Source organism: Gottfriedia sp. NPDC057991, assembly GCF_042886615.1.
GTDB lineage: Bacteria > Bacillota > Bacilli > Bacillales > Bacillaceae_G > Gottfriedia.
The window spans coordinates 95,747-113,504 of record NZ_JBHVQN010000004.1 but is presented as its reverse complement, the minus strand read 5'-3'; the positions used below and the strand labels follow the sequence as shown (position 1 = coordinate 113,504).

The window sequence follows — 17,758 nt, the reverse complement described above, 5'->3', positions numbered from 1 at the left end:
TTCAATCAGTTAGATTACAAAAGTTTTGATTCTGCGTAAACACACTGGAAGCTTGCCTATAGGCAGGCTCTTGGTATTGTTTTCTTAAATTCTAGTAAAGGGTGTGATTCTAGTGACAAAAGAAGAATTGTACAACCTTTCCTTTCAATTAATCTTGCATAGTGGAAATGCTAGAAGTCTTTCAATGGAGGGAATCTATGCAGCAAAAGAAAAAAACTTTGAGCTAGCTTTTGAGAAACTTGCAGAGGCAGATCGCGAGTTTAGTCAAGCACATCGCTTTCAAACTCAATTGATTCAGGCAGAGGCTGGTGGAGAGGATTTTGATACACCAATTTTATTAATTCATGCACAAGATCATTTAATGACAGCAATGACGCTTAAAGATTTAGCAAGGGAGATTATTGAACTGCGGCAAGAAGTAAGCAACCAATAAGAGGAGGTCTACATACGATGGGTAAATCAATCAAAATTGCGACAATTGGTGGAGGATCAAGTTATACTCCAGAGTTAGTAGAAGGTTTTATTAAGCGGTACAATGAGCTCCCGTTACGAGAGCTATGGCTTGTGGATGTTGAAGAAGGCAAGGAGAAATTAGAGATTGTTGGTCAATTAGCAAAACGAATGTTTCAAAAGGCAGGTCTTCCTGTAGAAGTTCATTTGACACTCGATCGAAAAGAGGCACTTAAAGATGCTGACTTTGTTACAACTCAATTCCGTGTTGGTTTGTTAGATGCGAGGGCAAAGGATGAAAGAATACCTTTAAAATATGGTGTACTTGGTCAAGAAACAAATGGACCAGGAGGATTATTTAAAGGTTTACGAACAATTCCAGTAATTTTAGATATTGTTAAAGATATGAGAGATCTTTGTCCAAATGCGTGGTTAGTTAATTTTACAAATCCTGCTGGTATGGTTACTGAGGCGGTACTTCGTTACACCGACCATCGAAAAGTAGTTGGCTTATGTAATGTCCCAATTGGAATGGAAATGGGAATTGCCAAACTATTAAAGGTTGAGCATTCAAGCGTACGGATTGATTTTGCTGGATTAAATCATATGGTTTATGGGCTAGATGTATTTGTTGACGGCGAAAGTGTAAAAGATCAAGTCATTGAATTATTAACGAATCCGGAAAACTCTAGTTTTGTTAAGAATATTCAAGGATATGGATGGGAACCTGAATTTCTCCGTGCTTTAAACGCATTACCATGTCCATATCATAACTATTACTATAAAACTCGTGAAATGGTTGAAAAAGATATTAAAAATGCCGAAACTGTAGGGACCCGTGCTGAAGTTGTAAAAAAATTAGAGGATGATCTTTTTGAACTTTATAAAGATCCAAATCTATCAATCAAACCACCTCAGCTCGAAAAACGAGGGGGAGCTTATTACAGTGATGCAGCCGTTCGCTTAATTTCTTCCATTTATAATGATAAAGGTGATATTCAACCAGTTAATACGATGAATAATGGTTCGATTGCTAGTATTCCCAACGACTCAGCGGTTGAGGTTAGTTGTGTCATTACAAAGGATGGACCAAAACCAATCGTAATGGGGGATCTACCGGTTTCTGTAAGAGGGCTCGTTCAACAAATCAAATCATTTGAAAGAGTAGCTTGTGAAGCAGCTGTAACAGGTGATTATGACCTGGCAATTCTAGCGTTAACGATTAACCCGTTAGTTGCATCCGATCAAGTTGCTAAACAAATTGTTGATGAAATGCTAGAAGCACATAAAAAGTATTTACCTCAATTTTTTAAAGAGGTGAAAGTTAAATGATCAAATTAATTGTTAATGCAGACGATTTTGGCTATTCAAGGGGAATTAATTATGGAATAATTGATGCACATAAAAATGGAGTTGTTAACTCAGCTACGATGATGATGAATATGCCCGGCGTAAGTCATGCGGTGGAGCTAGCAAAAGAAAATCTAAGCCTTCAAGTAGGAATCCATCTTGTTTTAACTTGTGGAAAGCCACTTTTAAATGATGTTCCAACACTTGTTAATGAAAATGGTAACTTTAAAAGTAGACATGAATTCTTTGAAGATAAAAATATATCACTAGATGAATTAGAAAGAGAATGGACTGCACAAATCGAAAAATTCTTAGAATCGGGACTAAAACCAACTCATTTTGACAGCCACCACCATGTTCATACCGTTCCTGAATTTTTACCAGTCGTCCAGAAGTTAGCACAAAAATATAATTTAAGTGCTAGACGCATTTCTGAAAATGCTTTACAAGGGATTGCTTCTTTTACAGATGTTTTTCTTCATGATTTCTATGGGGAAGGCGTAACGGATGACTATTTTGATAAGATTTTAACACGGGTTCAGGACGGTCAATCTGTTGAAGTCATGTGTCACCCTGGTTATCTTGATCACGAGATACTAAACAATTCTTCTTATGCTAATGATCGAGTAAAGGAGACGCTAATTTTATCTTCTGTTAAACTACCAAAAGAGATTGAATTATTATAGGGTAATTTGATTTACTAGCATAGAGTCTGAATTAGACTCTATGCTTTTTTTTTGTATAAATAAATAGATAGAGTTTTATAATCATGGGAAAAAATGTAAGATGAAATAGGAGTAGTTTTACACTATAATGAATATTAACAATATTAAAATAATATTTAAGGAAAATACCTATGAAAATTGGAAAAATTATTAATTACCATCGAAAAAAACAACAGATGACACAAGAGCAACTCTGTGATGGAATTTGTTCAATTTCTCATTTAAGTAAGATTGAGAACAACTCAAAAGAGGTTAATATCGAAACTTTAAACTTATTGTGTATGAAGTTAGGTATATCAGTTGAAGATGAAAAAAATAAAGTTAATCATATTAAAATAAAATTACATGAGTTCTATGACTCAATTGAACGACTTCATCATAAAAAAGCAGATGCGCTCTATTTAAACCTAAGGAAATATAGAGAGTTTGTTCTATATACGGAATTACTTTATGTATATGAATTGTACATGTTAAGGTATATTTTGTTTTTAAATCAACTCGAATTAGCAGAGCAAATGATTGGAAAAATGAGTCGAAATGTGAGGATGTTTTCTGAATTTGAATTATTTGTTTGGAATATATTAAATGCAATTTTTAATCATAAAAGGAATAACTTTATTAAATCTTTGGATTTTTTAGATGAAGTAAAGGATTTAAGGAAACAGTATCGGGATGAAATAACAGAATATTATTATTTAAAATCATTAATGCATTGTAGATTAGGACAATCAGCATTAGCGATTTATTTTGGTAATAAAGCATTAGAAGTTTTTAAACAAAGGAATAACATTATAAGAACGTTAGATGTCAAAACAATTTTATCAATTCATTTAACTGAAACTGGTGAATACGAACGGGCAGAAAATTTATTAAGAGAAGTACTAGATGATGCAGAATTAATTCAAAACACAACAATTGTCGAAATGGCATGGCATAATTTAGGTTACTTGTATGGTGCTAAAAACCTCTCTGAAAGAGCGCTGGAGTGTTATTATAAATCGCTAGCGTTAATTGAGAAAAATTCTGAGAGTTATTACCTTACATTAGGTAATATTGCTACTCATTTGCTAAAGCTACAAAAAAATGAACAAGTTGTGAATATGCTAGAACATGAACTAGAGTTATTCGAAGATAAAACAAAATTAGAATATGTGAAATTACGGGTATTATATTTTGAAGCAAAAAATGAAGAGAAGGCATTAATCCAATATTTAATGGAAGAAGGCTTACTAATCATGGAGAAACATGGTAATCGAATGAAGGTTTATGAATACAGTGAACGAATCGCCGAGTATTATCAAGGTCAAGGAGACCCACTTTTAGCTAATAAGTATTTCCAAATCAGTTTACATCAAATGAAGAAGACTCATAATAAAGGAGTTCTCAGATGAAAAAGAAGATTAAACTTATCGCACTTTCCCTAATTATCACTGTGCTGGTGAGTGTAGGGATAAATACTATTCAAAGTCATCATTCGCCAAGCAATGAAATTTACGCTTCCAATAAGAAGGAAGATGATCCAAAACCTCCAGGAAGTTGATATTTGAATTGAGCCGAGTTCACAAAGTGTTCGTGATTGATCTCTAACCAAAAAAATGGGATGTCTCAATACTACCGAGACATCCCACATTTATTTACAAACTTACTGGCTTACTAGTATCCTGTTGTCTTCGCTGTTTTCTAGATTTTCTAAAATAAAGTAACTCATAAATGACAGGGATGACAATTAGTGTTAATAATGTTGAAACAGTTAATCCACCAATTACTACAACTGCAAGGCTTTGGGATACAAGGCTACCGGTTTCGGCTTTTTTGAATAGTAGTGGTAGCATTGCACAAATTGTAGCAACTGCCGTCATGAGAATTGGTCGAATTCGAGTTACAGCAGCATCGATAATTGCTTCACGTAGAATCATTTGTTTTTCTTTTTGTTTTACTCGGTCTAGTAATACGATTGCGTTTGTCACGACAATTCCGATGAGCATCAGTGCTCCTAATAGTGCTGTTGGTTCAACTGATATACGACTTATAATTAATCCAAGCACAGCTCCAATCGCTGCTAAAGGTAAAGAACATAGTATAGCAATTGGTGCACGGAATGTTTTAAATGTAATAATCATGATTAGGAATACTAAGCCGATTGAGACAAGCATGATCATATATAAATCTGAAAAATCTTGTGATTGCTGTGCAAGAGCACCACCAATGTATACATTTACACCATCGGCAATTTTCATGCCTTTTGATTTTTTATCTCCAAATATAACTTTATTTAAATCTGCATTAATTTTTGAAAGTTTATCTGGCTTTACTTCAGCAGATATACTTAAATAAGGATCGCCATCTTTATGATATAGATTCGTAGACTTTTCTTCTACTTTTAGTGTAGCTACTGACGATACTGGAATCATTCCAGTTTTAGTCATAATCGGTACTGATTTAATATCCTCAGGAGTTTTAGGTTCTAAAATTGGGTCAAGATATACATCAGTCGGTTGTTGATCAATTGTAACTGTTCCAAGTGGAGTTCGATTCAACATAACAAATAATTGTTGCGATAGTTGTTCAGCATTACCTTTGGAAGGGTCAACCTCTAATGAGTAAACCGTTTTTTTGTCTTCCTCATTTGTTGTTACCTTTTTAACTCCATCAATATTTTTAATCTTATTTTTAATTTCACTTGCGGTATTCTCTAAATCATTTAAATTATTTCCGACCACATCAATTGTAATTTGAGTTTTAGATCCTCCAAATAAACTTGATGCCATTGTACTTAATTCTGCATCCGCATAGTTAGATTTTTGCGTGTTGATTTTTTTTACAATTTGGTCAGTAAGTTTTTTATCTTCTAGTGTAATTAAATAGATTGCTTGGGTAGAAGAGCGGACATCCCCATATTTTGCAGCATCAGCTGTACTGCCTAATTGAGTGTAAACTCCTTTTATACCTTTTTGTTCAAGAATATACTTTTCTAGTTTAAGCGTGTTTTCCTTTACTTTTTCAACTGGTGTATCACTTGGATACGTTAATGTTGTTTGAACAAAGTCTGAAGAAGAATTATCTGTTGCACCTTTTGGCATAGCGAAATAAGTACCTATTGAGCCGACAAATAATAAAAATGAAACGACTAAAATGACCCATTTATGATTTAATGACCAAGTAAGAACTTTTTTATATCGTACTGACGGCTTATGAGCTTTTAATTTAGCCTTTTTTAGGAAGAATGCACTTAATAATGGAACGACCGTCAATGCAACAAATAATGAAGCTAATAAAGAGTAAGTAATCGTTAAAGCAAATGGAAGCATGAAATCTTTAAGCCCCGTGCTAATAATACCTATAGGTAAAAATACAGCAACAGTCGTTAAAGTAGAAGCTGTGATTGCACTACCGACTTCTTTTGTAGCATCAATTATCATTTGAACTGAAAATTTCTCTGATTGAGTTTTTCTAAATATATTCTCAATAACTACAATACTATCATCAACTAATCGTCCAACTGCTACAGCTACTCCACCAAGTGTTAAGACATTCAATGTAATGCCTGACTCCGCAAGTAAAAATAATGTTAAACATAGCGATAGTGGAATTGAAACAATTGTAATTAGTGTTGAACGTACATTTCTTAAGAATAACATGATGACAATCGTAGCAAATAATGCACCAAGTAAAACTTCCTTAATCATTGCATGTACAGAAGTTTTTACCATATCTGATGTTGCGACCATCACATCTGAATTCATATTTTTATATTTTTTATTTAAGTGTTTAGTAGCTTCTCTTACATCCTTTGTAATACTAACAGCATTAGAATTACTATCCTTTGTGATGATTAATAATAATCCGTCTTTTCCGTTGATTCTTGTTAGATTGTTTGCCGGCTTTTTCACTTCAACAGTTGCAATATCAGCTAATTTAACATGATCAGCTACCATAAGACTCTTTACTTTGTCTATATTGTCTAAATTCCCAACAACTTTTATATTACTAGTTTTATCATTTATAATACCTTCGCCAACTGAAACTGCAGAATTTTGACCTCGAATAATACCCATGACAGTTTCTAGTGAAACTTTATTTTGCGCAAGCTTCGCATTATCGATTTTTACAGAAACAAAAGATTTTTCTGTACCGTATGTTTGAACGTCTGCTACACCTTTTATGTCTTTGAAATATGGAATAACTTTTTTGTTTGCAAAATCAATATTATTCGGACTTAATCCATCCTCGAAAGTGATTGCAACATCTGCGATAGGAATCATGGAAGTGTTTAATTGAACAATTGTAGGTTTACTAACATTTTGAGGTAGAGTGATTTTATTTAAAGATTCTTGGACTTCTTGTTTAGCGTCCTTCATGTTTGTTCCTGATTCATAATATACATCAATTTTTGAAAAACCATTGCTTGTGCTTGAATAAATATGACTTTTACCTTTCACACCAGAGACAGCATTTTCGATCGGAGTAGTTACTTGGTCCTCCATTGTTTTCGAATCAGTACCTTGGCCCATAACAATGACAGAAACAATTGGTTGATCTGCAGCAGGTAGAAATTCCATTGGAAGCTTTTTATAACTTAATACTCCAATTAATAAAATGAGAACTGATAAAAAGGTAATGGCGGCTTTATTATTAAAGGCCCATTTAGTAAACCACGACATTCAAGTTATCCCCCTTTATGGTAAATATATCCAGTAACACAAGTTGAATCGTAACACACTAATCCTAAAAATAAAATACATTTAATTTAGAATTTACAAAATATTTAAGAGCACAATTCGACATTTGAACAGTTTAGGTTTTAAATGAATTAGTACATACTTTACTAAAATATGAGACAATTTGTCTTTTATACTTGTTTAATGATTAAGATAGACAATTCATAATCTAGAAAGTCCTTTGGAACTTGAAAATTTGAATTTAATATCAACGGAGAATAAATTAAATTTTTAATAAAAAAAGACAAGTTGAACTGAACAAGTTTAGCCTTAATAGAACGAAATATTTTATTTAGCTTTTTTTCAGATCTTAAATAGTACTGATCATTGTTTTCTCTTCTTCTGATATTTCTTCTTTTTTAGAATATCCAATCATTTAACTCGATAAGGATTTCTCAATTTCTACGAAACCTCTATATTGAAGAATAGCCTCTTCTAGTAAAATACAATGTTAACTTATATGATTTATTCATCATAAAAGTTGGTTTTAATTAATGAATTATGATTACTAGTTCAAAGTGATATACATTAAGTAGATCCTGAATGTGGACAAGGTATTGACTACTCTTAAATGAGTAGTTTTTTTATGTCTACTTTTTCTAATAAATAAAAATAGAATTCCATTTATGCGAATGAATAAAATTATCTATATTAATATCAGTCTCTAAAACATAATTAAGTTCACAAAAAATGTATTTCTTCCTTGTAAATCTAGTGTTGGATCTCCTACTAAACATATGTTGGAAAATTCTGAAATAATAGCACGCTTAAAACACATGTGGTAAGGTATTAACATCTAACGAACTAGATTAATCAATAGAATTCGAGGTGCTGTATTTTGATTAAACGTTTTTTTAGTTATTATCGCCCGCACAAAAAGTTATTTTATATAGACTTTTTCTGTGCACTATTAGTGGGTTTAATGGAGCTTGGATTCCCTTTAGCAGTGTCTTGGTTTATAGATAAACTGCTGCCGGAAGGGAACTGGAGTAAAATTATCTCGATCAGTATCGGACTTTTAGTACTTTATTTAGTAAGTTCTGGTATGCAATTTGTTGTGAATTATTGGGGCCATAAACTTGGTATTAATATTGAGACTGATATGCGTCGTGAGTTATTTAATCATGTTCAACGTCAATCTTTTCGTTTCTTTGATAATACGAAGACTGGTCATATAATGAGCCGTATTACAAATGATTTAATGGATATTGGTGAATTAGCGCACCATGGTCCAGAGGATTTATTTATTGCGATTATGACCTTCATCGGTGCATTTTGGATTATGCTTACAATTAATGTGAAGCTTGCATTAGTAGCAATCATAATCGTTCCATTTTTAGTTTGGTTAATTTCATATTCAAACATGAAAATGAATAATTCATGGAGTAAAATGTATGGAAATATTGCAAATGTAAATGCACAAGTTGAAGATAGTGTTTCAGGCGTAAGGGTAGTTCAATCTTTTACAAATGAACAATATGAAATGAAACGATTTAATAAAAATAACCAATACTTCCGTAAAACGAAACTAAAAGCTTATAAAGTAATGAGCGTGAATTTATTAGGAATCTATGTAACTACTCGATTAATGACACTTGTAATTCTAGTTTTTGGAGCTTGGTTAAGTTTTACGAAAATTTTATCGTATGGAGAATTAGTAGCGTTTATTTTATATTTAAACATTTTATTTAAACCAATTGATAAGATAAGTGCTTTACTTGAATTATATCCAAAGGGTATGGCGGGCTTTAAACGTTTTACTGAATTGATTGATAATGAGCCAGACATTGTAAATACTCCAGATGCAATTGAAGTAATTAATTTAAGAGGGGATATTAAGTTCAAAAATGTTTCTTTTGGCTACGAAAACAAACGTAGAATCTTAAATGACCTTTCCTTCTCTATTGAGGCCGGCAAAACAATTGCCTTCGTAGGTCCTTCAGGAGCTGGGAAAACTACAATTTGTTCATTAATTCCAAGATTTTATGATGTTTTAAACGGTGCGATCACAATTGATGGAATCGATATTCGAAACATGACGAAAGAATCATTGCGATCAAATATCGGAATCGTACAACAGGATGTCTTTTTATTTACGGGTACATTAAAAGAAAATATAGCTTACGGTAAGTTAAATGCAACTGAAGAAGAAGTAGAAGAAGCAGCTAGAAAAGCCCACTTAACTGATTTAATTGCTTCATTGCCTGATGGTTATGAAACTCAAATTGGTGAAAGAGGATTAAAGCTTTCTGGTGGACAAAAACAACGATTAGCAATTGCTAGAATGTTTTTGAAAAATCCACCAATCCTAATATTAGATGAAGCTACTTCGGCATTAGATACAGAGACAGAAGCAATTATTCAAGAGGCATTAAATGATTTATCAAAAGATCGAACAACATTAGTTATTGCTCATCGATTAGGCACAATTAAAAAAGCAGATCGAATTTTAGTCATCACTGAAGAAGGAATTGCTGAAGATGGTACTCATACAGAACTACTATCACAGGAAGATGGGATTTTTGCTAGACTTCATGCTCATCAAATTTAACACAAAAAACATTTTTAATAAGAAGGTGTTTTGTATTGATTGAACACTTTACTGGTAAAGCAGATCTATATTCGATGTTTCGCCCAAGTTATCCGAATGAATATATCAATTATTTACTCTCAGAAAATCATTTAGAAGAGGGGAGTGTTATTGCGGACATTGGCTCTGGTACGGGTATTTTAACGAAACTTTTACTTGAAAAAAAGTTAAATGTTTTAGCAATTGAGCCAAATAATGATATGCGAGGGATCGCGGAGAAGACTTTGAAGTTATATGATCAATATAAGTCAATTAATGCAACAGCTGAAAATACTTCTCTAAAAAATAATAGTGTTGATTTAATAACAGTAGCGCAAGCATTTCACTGGTTTGATAAAGAAAAATTCCAGTTAGAATGCAAACGGATCTTAAAAGAGAATTCAAAAGTATCTCTAGTTTGGAATAGTAAAGATTTATTAAGTCCATTAATGATTGAACTGCAGGAGATTTGCAAAGAAACTTGTCCTAAGTTTAAAGGGTTTAGCGGTGGAATAGAAGATACACAAGATGTTACTAACCAATTTTTTAAAAACGGGATTTATGAAACGATGGTTTATAGAAATGATTTGGAAATGGATTTAGAAGGATTTTTAGGTAGAAACTTATCTTCTTCTTTTTCTCCACTCAGTGGCGAAAAAGAATTTGAGCCTTATAGAACTGCACTTACAAATTTATTTTATAAGTACGGTTTAAAAGGCAAAATCATTTATCCGTATATTACTAAAAGTTACTTAGGTTATGTGTAGATATAAAAAAGAGCATCAAACCGATGCTCTTTTTTTTTTTTGAAAAAATAGCGTTGTTTATTCTCCTTTATATATAATTTTCGTCCCGTCTACATGCTGATCCATTTCATATGTCTCAGTAGACTTTAGATAATTAACTTGTATTTTCTTATTGTTTATCCAATTTACTTTAAATAAATCGTCTGACACAAATGTATTTCCTGATTTATTCGGTAACTTCCGATCTGAATCAATTATAGATAAATGATACGAATATCCAGTTGTAGCACCGCAATCTCTTTGGAAAATATAGGCTACTTTATCGCCTTTAGGAGATATTTCTTTATGGGTTATTTCATTTCCGCACATATCTCCAAATAAATAATCTAGTGTAAAATATCCGGCTAAAGATAGTACTGTTATGACTACTGCAATTATTGAAAATATTTTTATACTCTTTATCAATATGTTTTTCATTATTACTCCATCTGATCAATCTATTGAATTTCTCTTAATTTAGAAAATGTCTTCTAAATTCATTAATTTTTTATTTTTTCTATGATAGTACTAAATCCCATCTTTCTTCAATTAACTCAGATCCAGTCCATTCGAAGTTAGGTTTCTCTTCAGTTAAAGTAAAGTTATATTTTTTATAAAGATACCGTGCAGTCTCTAATGTGCTTACAGTCCATAAATATACATGTTCGAATTGATTTTCTTTACAAAAGTTGAGTGCTGTTTCGATTAGTTTTTTACCGATTCCTAATCCTTGATATTTTTCATCTAAAACAAACCATCTAAGCTGTGCTACTTCCTCGTTGGCCTTAGTAATAGCAATTGATCCGACGATTTCTCCATTTACTTCTGCGATCCAAAGTTCTCCTCCGTTAGGATTCAATAAAAATTCGCTTAACCCTTTCATTACATAATATTCAAATACACGTCCAAATTGGTAGGTTGTACTATAAATCTTTCCATGAATATAAGCGACATACCCAACATCGCCAGGTTTAAATGGTCGAATTGATATTTCAGGAATAGATGCCTGATTAAATGAGAAAATTGATTCAATTGTTTCCATTGATTTTACTAGCTCTTTTACTTCAGTAGTAGAAAGGCTTTGAATCATACTTTCTACTCCAATGTTCGCATCATTAACCAATCTATTGTAAATTTCGTTTCCTTTTACGGTTAAATGAAGAGTATATTGACGTTTATCTTCAGGAGATTGGATTTTTGTAATGATGTTTTCGTCATCGAATCGTTGAATAATGCGACTCAAATAACCACGATCAATGCCGAGTTTTTCGATAATATCTGTGGCAGTACATCCGTGGTTTTCATTGATTTCTGTTATGATTCTGGCTTCGGTTAATGGAAAAGGGTGATTATAGATTCCTTGATCAATTTTTCCTAATACATTAGCATAATGTCTGTTAAATTTGCGTATTTTTTCAACATAATTCATAATTTCATCACCTTCAATATTCTGAAATTTTAGATTACTAATAATATAAACTAAAAAAGTTGACTAAGTCAACTATATTGAGCGTGATAAAAGTGTAAATGGTGAAAATTGTACTAGAATATTCAAAAATTTGGATAAGGGATTTATAAAAAAGAGAATATAATTAAAAAGTGGTTAATAAAAGATTAAAAGTAAATTAAATAGGGGGAAAACATGGAGCTATCTTTATTATTAGAGTACGGGTGGGTACTAATTATTCTAATTTTATTAGAGGGTTTATTATCAGCCGATAATGCACTAGTGCTTGCTGTTATGGCAAAACATTTACCAGAGGAACAACAAAAGAAAGCGATCAATATTGGTTTACTTTTAGCTTTTATTTTTAGAATTGGTGCCATTTTTATTATTTCATTTCTTTTTAATGTATGGCAGGTTCAAGCAATCGGAGCGGCGTATTTAATTTTCATAGCATTAAAGCATTTATTTAAAAAGCATGATAATGATAAAGGAAAAAAAGGAAAAAGCTTTGGTATGACAGTTGCTCAAATATCATTAGCAGATATTGCATTTGCGATTGATTCTATTTTAGCAGCAGTAGCGCTAGTAATTGATCTGCCAAATTCAAAAATGGGTAATATAGGTGGTATGGATGGTGCCAAATTTATAATCATTGTAATTGGTGCAATTGCAGGCTTAATCGTCATTCGTTTTGCGGCAGGTATTTTTGTTAAATTGCTGACAACACGTCCAAGTCTAGAAACAGCAGCTATGCTTTTAGTAGGTTGGGTAGGAGTTAAGCTATTAATGCATACTTTGGCACATCCTTCTCTACACATTATTTCACATCATTTCGTTGAAGGACCAATCTGGAATACGATTTTCTGGTCAGTCATGCTTTTAATCGCTATAGGTGGCTGGTTTCTCTCTAAAAAGAAATCAACAGATGCAAACGTAGAATAAATGAAAAATAATAGAAAAATCGCTTAGATTTATGTCTCTAAGCGATTTTTTAGTGTTCACTACTTAACTAACATAATAAAATCATGCAGTTTATCTAGCGACATAATATTTTGATTGCATACTTGGCTATCCTTGCAAATGTAATTTCCTCTTTGTGTAAAAGTACCTTCAATTTTTCCTTTTGTTTTTGTCATGAATAACCCTAAGTCTCCGTATTTATTACATATTGTGCAGTTGCCTCTTTTCTTCAGAGGATTAAATGTACCCTGTAAGCCAATTAGTTTCTCATTTAAATATGTGACAATAAACTTTGAATTAGAGCCTAAATCATCCCATCCAATATATGTTGTCTCAACTAAATCAATATTTTGTAATAAAGGAAGCCTTAATTTTTTTGCTTTAGGAAATAGCTTTTTGATGGATTGTTCTGATACTTCTTTAAAAGGAATTATATAAGGCTTTAGTCCGTTCAGTAAAACAGCTGCTTGATCAGAATTTTTAATTGTGCTAATTGGACTGAAGAGTATATGTTGATCTTCAGTGAGATCAGGAAATAAAACTAGTATTTTATCATTAACTAGTGAATGTAAAGCATTTAAAACAGTTTTATCATTTACAGTAGAATGTCCATTTGTTAAGACTTGAAGTTGATGTTTAATAAAATTATATTGTTCAGTTCGAATAAAAGGTTCCATTTATATCACTCCTAATTTGACAGGAAAGTTCGATTTATAACTTAACATCTTTAATTTACATCAAAAAAGTGGATTTATATAGGTTGAGTTTATGTAAGAAACAAAGTTGCCATAAAAAAACACTGATTACAATATCAGTGTTTTTTTATTTATTTAGTATATACAATTTTTTTTATCGTTTCGATTGAGAGAAAATATTCTTTTGCTAAATGCTCAATTGATTGACCGTTTTTGAATGCTTCTTTGATCGCTTTATTTCGATTATCAATTAGCTTTCTTGTACCTGAACGTGAGCCCCATTTTTTGTGAACTTTTTCAGATTTTGGAATATAAAGTGTTTCTCCCTGTACGTATTTTTGTATTTCCAATAATAACTTTTCAGGTAAAATAGCAGTTGCTTTTATATATGCCATCTTTGCCAGCCCCTTATTCTTATTTAGTAAATAAGGTGCAAAGCCGTTGAATCAGAACTGCTTACTTGGGCGATTAGTAAAACCTACCCATGCAAAGTATCGCCTTTCTAAATCTAGGCTTTGCATGGGATGCTGATTTATCTGACAAACTAACAGTACTTGTCATAATAGATCACCTCCTAAAGAAATCATGAAAACTTTTTATTTATTATAAATTATATTTGTTCGGATTGCATTTGTTACTTATGAATAATATGAAAAAGGAATAGAAAGCCTTATAGAGATTGTTCCTATTCCTTTTCATTTTTTATTTAACTGAAATAATATGTGTTTAATAATCTCACTGGATGAACTTGATAATCCATGTTCCTGAGAATAAATAGCCCATATATCCTGATATATGTAATTCGTTTCGTCAGTATAAGTAATCGGTATTACCTTGAGTTCATCATTACGAAATGTTGGGTAGTTTTTTACTGTAAACTCATGAATAAAAGAAAAACCAGCACTTTCCTTGACGACGTTTAATAGTAGTCTAGGATTATTTGTCGTTAAGATCACATGATTAGTAGTACATTTTGAAAACTTTTTAACAATGCCATTTTTTGTATTTTTTAATATTACTATTTTCTCATTATTTAAATCTGCAGGTGTTACATATTCATAATTGAATAATTTAGAATTCTTTCCAACTACAATACCTACTCTTGCTCTACTGATTAACTTTTTACCCAATTTTGGATATTTATCTAATTCTTCTTTCTCTATTGGTAGGAAACCAACATCATAACGATCTGGATTAAAACTTTTTAGTAGCTGCTCTTGAAGCATTTCTTCAACGTCAATTGAGATTTGAGGATTTTCTAAATTGAAGTTTGTCACTGCTTCTTGAAAAATATCAAAAAATGCTGTTGCTGCAACGATCTTTAACTGTCTTTCTTTTTTTATATTTAAGTTAAAAAGTTCCTCATTTAATTGCTTAATATTCGATAAAATATTTATGGCTTTCATTATAACAATATTTCCTTCAGGAGTAGGAGTAGTTCCGATCCTTGAACGATTAAATATAGTTATATTTAATTCTCTTTCTAGTTGTGAAATAGATTGGCTTATAGCTGATGTAGAGATATATAACTTTTCGGCAGCTTTAGATATTGATTTTTCACTTGCTACATAAACAATATACTCTAATTGTTCGAAATTCATAGTAATCTCCTAATAATAAAAAATTCTAATACATGTAGTAACTTAAGAACATAAAAGCTTAAAAGATAGTGGACATAGTTGGTTATAATTTAGTAATTTCATTAATTTAGAGGAGCTAATAAAATTATATTGTGGATATGGTGTGAAGGAACACTTAAGATAAGAAAACAGTTTAATGATACACCTTTTTCACTGGAAAATCTTGTGCATAGTTAAATTTATATTATTAAAATAATTCTTGTGTTTTGTTCATAATCGCTTTTTACTAAAAAAGCAAGAAGTTAAAACGTTACAAAGTAAAATTTTTCCAGGGGAAAATTATAGTAATAAAAAATATCTGTACATAGATATCATAATATAAGACCGTAAGTTTTTGAAACCTTTATTTTAATGATTTAGCTTAAATTTTAATAACAATAATCTTTTGTTTAAGAAGTACTTAACTTTAATTTCAAAAATATTAAATTTATTTAATCAATTCAAATATGTACAATACAAATGTTGCTATAAAAAAATTGCAAATTGGAGGTGGCAGTAATGTTAGCAAAATTAGTTCCAAATCACACAAGAAATAATAATACTGTTATTTTTGTTGAAAATTCGCTTTTCGTCGCGGGTATTCGTACAATATTAGAATTTAATCAAATAAATGCTATTAAAATTAATTTAGAAGATAGTTTTTCTTTCCAGGAAGTAAGTAATTCAATTCTTATAACACAAGTTTCGGGAGAAGAAATGGTAAAGTATGCAAGAAGTATTATGTTACATGACGATTCTTCGAAAATAATTACCATTAAAAACTCTTTAGACTTTTATGAAATAGATCGTTTATTGAATGTAGGAGTAAAAGGAATTTGTTTAACAGATGTTGACGAAGCATATTTAGTGAATACTGTTAAGCTAGTACAAGGTGGTCAATTCATGGTAGATAATCGCTTTACAAATGAATTGATTAAAGAATACAAGTTTCTCAAGGATAATTCAATCCATTTTATGCCGCCCAATGATTCATATATCAAAGAGTTACTTACAAATAGAGAATACGAAATACTTCACCTTTTAGTAAAGGGATTTTCGAATATCCAAATTGGTAAGGAATTATTTATTTCGAATAAAACAGTTAAAAATCACGTCGCCAATATTTTAATGAAATTAGACGTTCCAGATCGCTTAAATGCTGTAATAAAAGTAATTAAAAATAACTGGATTTCAATAAAACAATAATTTAATTAAAGTAAAAGAGCACTCTATTTAACACATCATATTACGTGTTAAATAGAGTGCTTTAATTTTCATAAAATTAATTATTAATGGATGAAGATTCTTCTAATTTTTTTAAGAAATACATTTCTTCTCTGTACATATGATCTGCCATTAAAGCGGAAAAGTTACTCAACATTTGGCTTGAAATATCTAATTCTTCAATTTCTTTTAGAAATATTTGAAATAGCTGAATTTCTAATTTTACGTCTTGATTCATTCTTTTTAATGCAGGAAATGTACTTAGTTTAGTACGTAAATATCCGGTGAGTTCTACTGCTTTCAGATAGAAGTGTTCAAAATGCTTTGTAAATTCGTGACTTTTCTTTCTTAGCATATTTTCTGTAGCATCGAGATTAGTATGAATGGCATCTGCATGACCTGCCGCATCTAGCACCCATAATAAATGATGATGGAGTTCATTGAAGATCGGTGGGGTTTGATTTTGTTTTAAGTAGGTTAGTACTAATAAATATTCTTCCAATTCATTAACCATATGGTTTAAAAATGTAGGTGTTAAGTAAATCTTAAAATTAGCGTCAGTAATATGTTTCGTTAGCAATGAAAGTTTAAAATCGCGTAGAGCTAAAGCACTTTTTTCTGCTTGAATTGTAATTTCGTTCATATTTTCATTGTTATTTACACTAGTAAATAAATTATTAAAAATTACGTAAAATTGTTTTGCAATCTTAATTTCTTCCTCTTGCTTAGACGGTAAAGCATCTAATATAAATTGAGAATGATCTCTTAACACATGCAACCAAAATGAATGCTCAAAATTGGCAGTTTGTACAAAATCCGGCATAAAATACCCCCTATAAACTCTACAGGGTAATTATATTAATGAATGTCTTAAAATATTAGCAGGAAGTGTTTGAAAAGGTAGTGGGTAAATTGGAGTAGATTTTAATTTGCCTAAATGGCTGTATAGTTTTAATTAAAAAGGTTTATCCAGCAATCAAATAGAATAATATATTAACAATTTTAAGAGGGAGAAAGTTAATGGAAAAATATATAAAAGGTAAAATGACTATTTCTCAAATACTATTTGCGTCTGCCTTTTATGCAATTATTGATACAATATTAGAGGGTTATTTTAAATGGGATAATCGATATATTTTTGGTATATTAGGTGGTTAAGTTACACTCATCGGATATATGTTATCTATATTGATTATTAGGAATGAAGACTAATCCA

General features: G+C 31.1%; 17 protein-coding genes. 10 read left to right on the top strand and 7 right to left on the bottom strand.

What is annotated here, in order from left to right:
• Positions 1-112: 112 nt before the first annotated feature.
• From ACFVR2_RS14990 to ACFVR2_RS14970, 5 genes are all read left to right on the top strand, one after another.
• Entirely contained in the window at positions 113-433 is a 321-nt protein-coding gene (locus ACFVR2_RS14990) for a PTS sugar transporter subunit IIA (protein WP_098233187.1), read from the top strand.
• Positions 434-450: 17 nt separating this feature from the next.
• Positions 451-1,782, top strand: a complete 1,332-nt coding sequence (locus ACFVR2_RS14985) for a 6-phospho-beta-glucosidase (protein WP_387363030.1) — start codon at positions 451-453, stop codon at positions 1,780-1,782.
• Positions 1,779-2,486 carry a chitin disaccharide deacetylase gene (gene chbG / locus ACFVR2_RS14980; RefSeq protein ID WP_387363027.1) on the top strand — a complete coding sequence of 236 codons (708 nt, stop codon included), beginning with the start codon at positions 1,779-1,781 and terminating at the stop codon, positions 2,484-2,486. Before ACFVR2_RS14985 ends, chbG begins: the two co-directional genes overlap by 4 nt.
• A gap of 170 nt (positions 2,487-2,656) precedes the next feature.
• A complete protein-coding gene (locus tag ACFVR2_RS14975; RefSeq protein ID WP_387363024.1) occupies positions 2,657-3,916 on the top strand; it encodes a helix-turn-helix domain-containing protein in 1,260 nt (419 codons plus the stop codon).
• The gene (locus ACFVR2_RS14970) at positions 3,913-4,065 is read left to right on the top strand and encodes a hypothetical protein (RefSeq protein ID WP_387363021.1); all 153 of its coding nucleotides are present in this window, start codon (positions 3,913-3,915) and stop codon (positions 4,063-4,065) included. Before ACFVR2_RS14975 ends, ACFVR2_RS14970 begins: the two co-directional genes overlap by 4 nt.
• A gap of 94 nt (positions 4,066-4,159) precedes the next feature.
• Here ACFVR2_RS14970 and ACFVR2_RS14965 read toward each other — a convergent pair whose 3' ends face one another.
• Complete coding sequence (locus ACFVR2_RS14965; protein ID WP_387363018.1) at positions 4,160-7,186, bottom strand: efflux RND transporter permease subunit; 3,027 nt, start codon at positions 7,184-7,186, stop codon at positions 4,160-4,162.
• An 895-nt stretch (positions 7,187-8,081) separates the two neighbouring features.
• On the opposite strand from ACFVR2_RS14965, the gene ACFVR2_RS14960 reads away from it, so the two are divergent.
• Positions 8,082-9,794 carry an ABC transporter ATP-binding protein gene (locus ACFVR2_RS14960; protein WP_387363014.1) on the top strand — a complete coding sequence of 571 codons (1,713 nt, stop codon included), beginning with the start codon at positions 8,082-8,084 and terminating at the stop codon, positions 9,792-9,794.
• A gap of 74 nt (positions 9,795-9,868) precedes the next feature.
• Positions 9,869-10,579, top strand: coding sequence for a class I SAM-dependent methyltransferase (locus tag ACFVR2_RS14955; RefSeq protein WP_387363863.1), 711 nt, complete (start codon positions 9,869-9,871; stop codon positions 10,577-10,579).
• A gap of 57 nt (positions 10,580-10,636) precedes the next feature.
• Here the strand turns inward: ACFVR2_RS14955 and ACFVR2_RS14950 are convergent, their stop codons facing one another.
• Together ACFVR2_RS14950 and ACFVR2_RS14945 are read right to left on the bottom strand one after the other, a co-directional pair.
• The gene (locus ACFVR2_RS14950) at positions 10,637-11,035 is read right to left on the bottom strand and encodes a hypothetical protein (RefSeq protein WP_387363011.1); all 399 of its coding nucleotides are present in this window, start codon (positions 11,033-11,035) and stop codon (positions 10,637-10,639) included.
• Positions 11,036-11,114: 79 nt separating this feature from the next.
• On the bottom strand, positions 11,115-12,026 hold the full coding sequence (locus ACFVR2_RS14945) for a bifunctional helix-turn-helix transcriptional regulator/GNAT family N-acetyltransferase (RefSeq protein WP_387363008.1): 912 nt from the start codon (positions 12,024-12,026) through the stop codon (positions 11,115-11,117).
• A 213-nt stretch (positions 12,027-12,239) separates the two neighbouring features.
• On the opposite strand from ACFVR2_RS14945, the gene ACFVR2_RS14940 reads away from it, so the two are divergent.
• Complete coding sequence (locus ACFVR2_RS14940; RefSeq protein ID WP_387363005.1) at positions 12,240-12,986, top strand: TerC family protein; 747 nt, start codon at positions 12,240-12,242, stop codon at positions 12,984-12,986.
• A 59-nt stretch (positions 12,987-13,045) separates the two neighbouring features.
• Here ACFVR2_RS14940 and ACFVR2_RS14935 read toward each other — a convergent pair whose 3' ends face one another.
• The 3 genes from ACFVR2_RS14935 to ACFVR2_RS14925 form a co-directional block, all read right to left on the bottom strand.
• Positions 13,046-13,681 (bottom strand): FusB/FusC family EF-G-binding protein, encoded by a 636-nt coding sequence (locus ACFVR2_RS14935; protein ID WP_387363002.1) that lies wholly within the window; start codon positions 13,679-13,681, stop codon positions 13,046-13,048.
• Positions 13,682-13,830: 149 nt separating this feature from the next.
• Positions 13,831-14,094, bottom strand: coding sequence for a CD3324 family protein (locus ACFVR2_RS14930; protein WP_248267930.1), 264 nt, complete (start codon positions 14,092-14,094; stop codon positions 13,831-13,833).
• 300 nt (positions 14,095-14,394) lie between these two features.
• Positions 14,395-15,300 (bottom strand): LysR family transcriptional regulator, encoded by a 906-nt coding sequence (locus ACFVR2_RS14925; RefSeq protein WP_387362999.1) that lies wholly within the window; start codon positions 15,298-15,300, stop codon positions 14,395-14,397.
• Positions 15,301-15,837: 537 nt separating this feature from the next.
• Here ACFVR2_RS14925 and ACFVR2_RS14920 point away from each other — a divergent pair.
• Positions 15,838-16,524, top strand: a complete 687-nt coding sequence (locus tag ACFVR2_RS14920) for a response regulator transcription factor (protein WP_387362996.1) — start codon at positions 15,838-15,840, stop codon at positions 16,522-16,524.
• Between the two features lie 76 nt (positions 16,525-16,600).
• On the opposite strand, the gene ACFVR2_RS14915 is transcribed toward ACFVR2_RS14920, so the two are convergent.
• Positions 16,601-17,365: a DUF2935 domain-containing protein gene (locus tag ACFVR2_RS14915; protein WP_387362993.1), complete on the bottom strand. Its 765-nt coding sequence runs from the start codon at positions 17,363-17,365 to the stop codon at positions 16,601-16,603.
• 197 nt (positions 17,366-17,562) lie between these two features.
• On the opposite strand from ACFVR2_RS14915, the gene ACFVR2_RS14910 reads away from it, so the two are divergent.
• Positions 17,563-17,700 carry a hypothetical protein gene (locus tag ACFVR2_RS14910; RefSeq protein ID WP_387362990.1) on the top strand — a complete coding sequence of 46 codons (138 nt, stop codon included), beginning with the start codon at positions 17,563-17,565 and terminating at the stop codon, positions 17,698-17,700.
• The last annotated feature ends 58 nt before the right edge of the window (positions 17,701-17,758 follow it).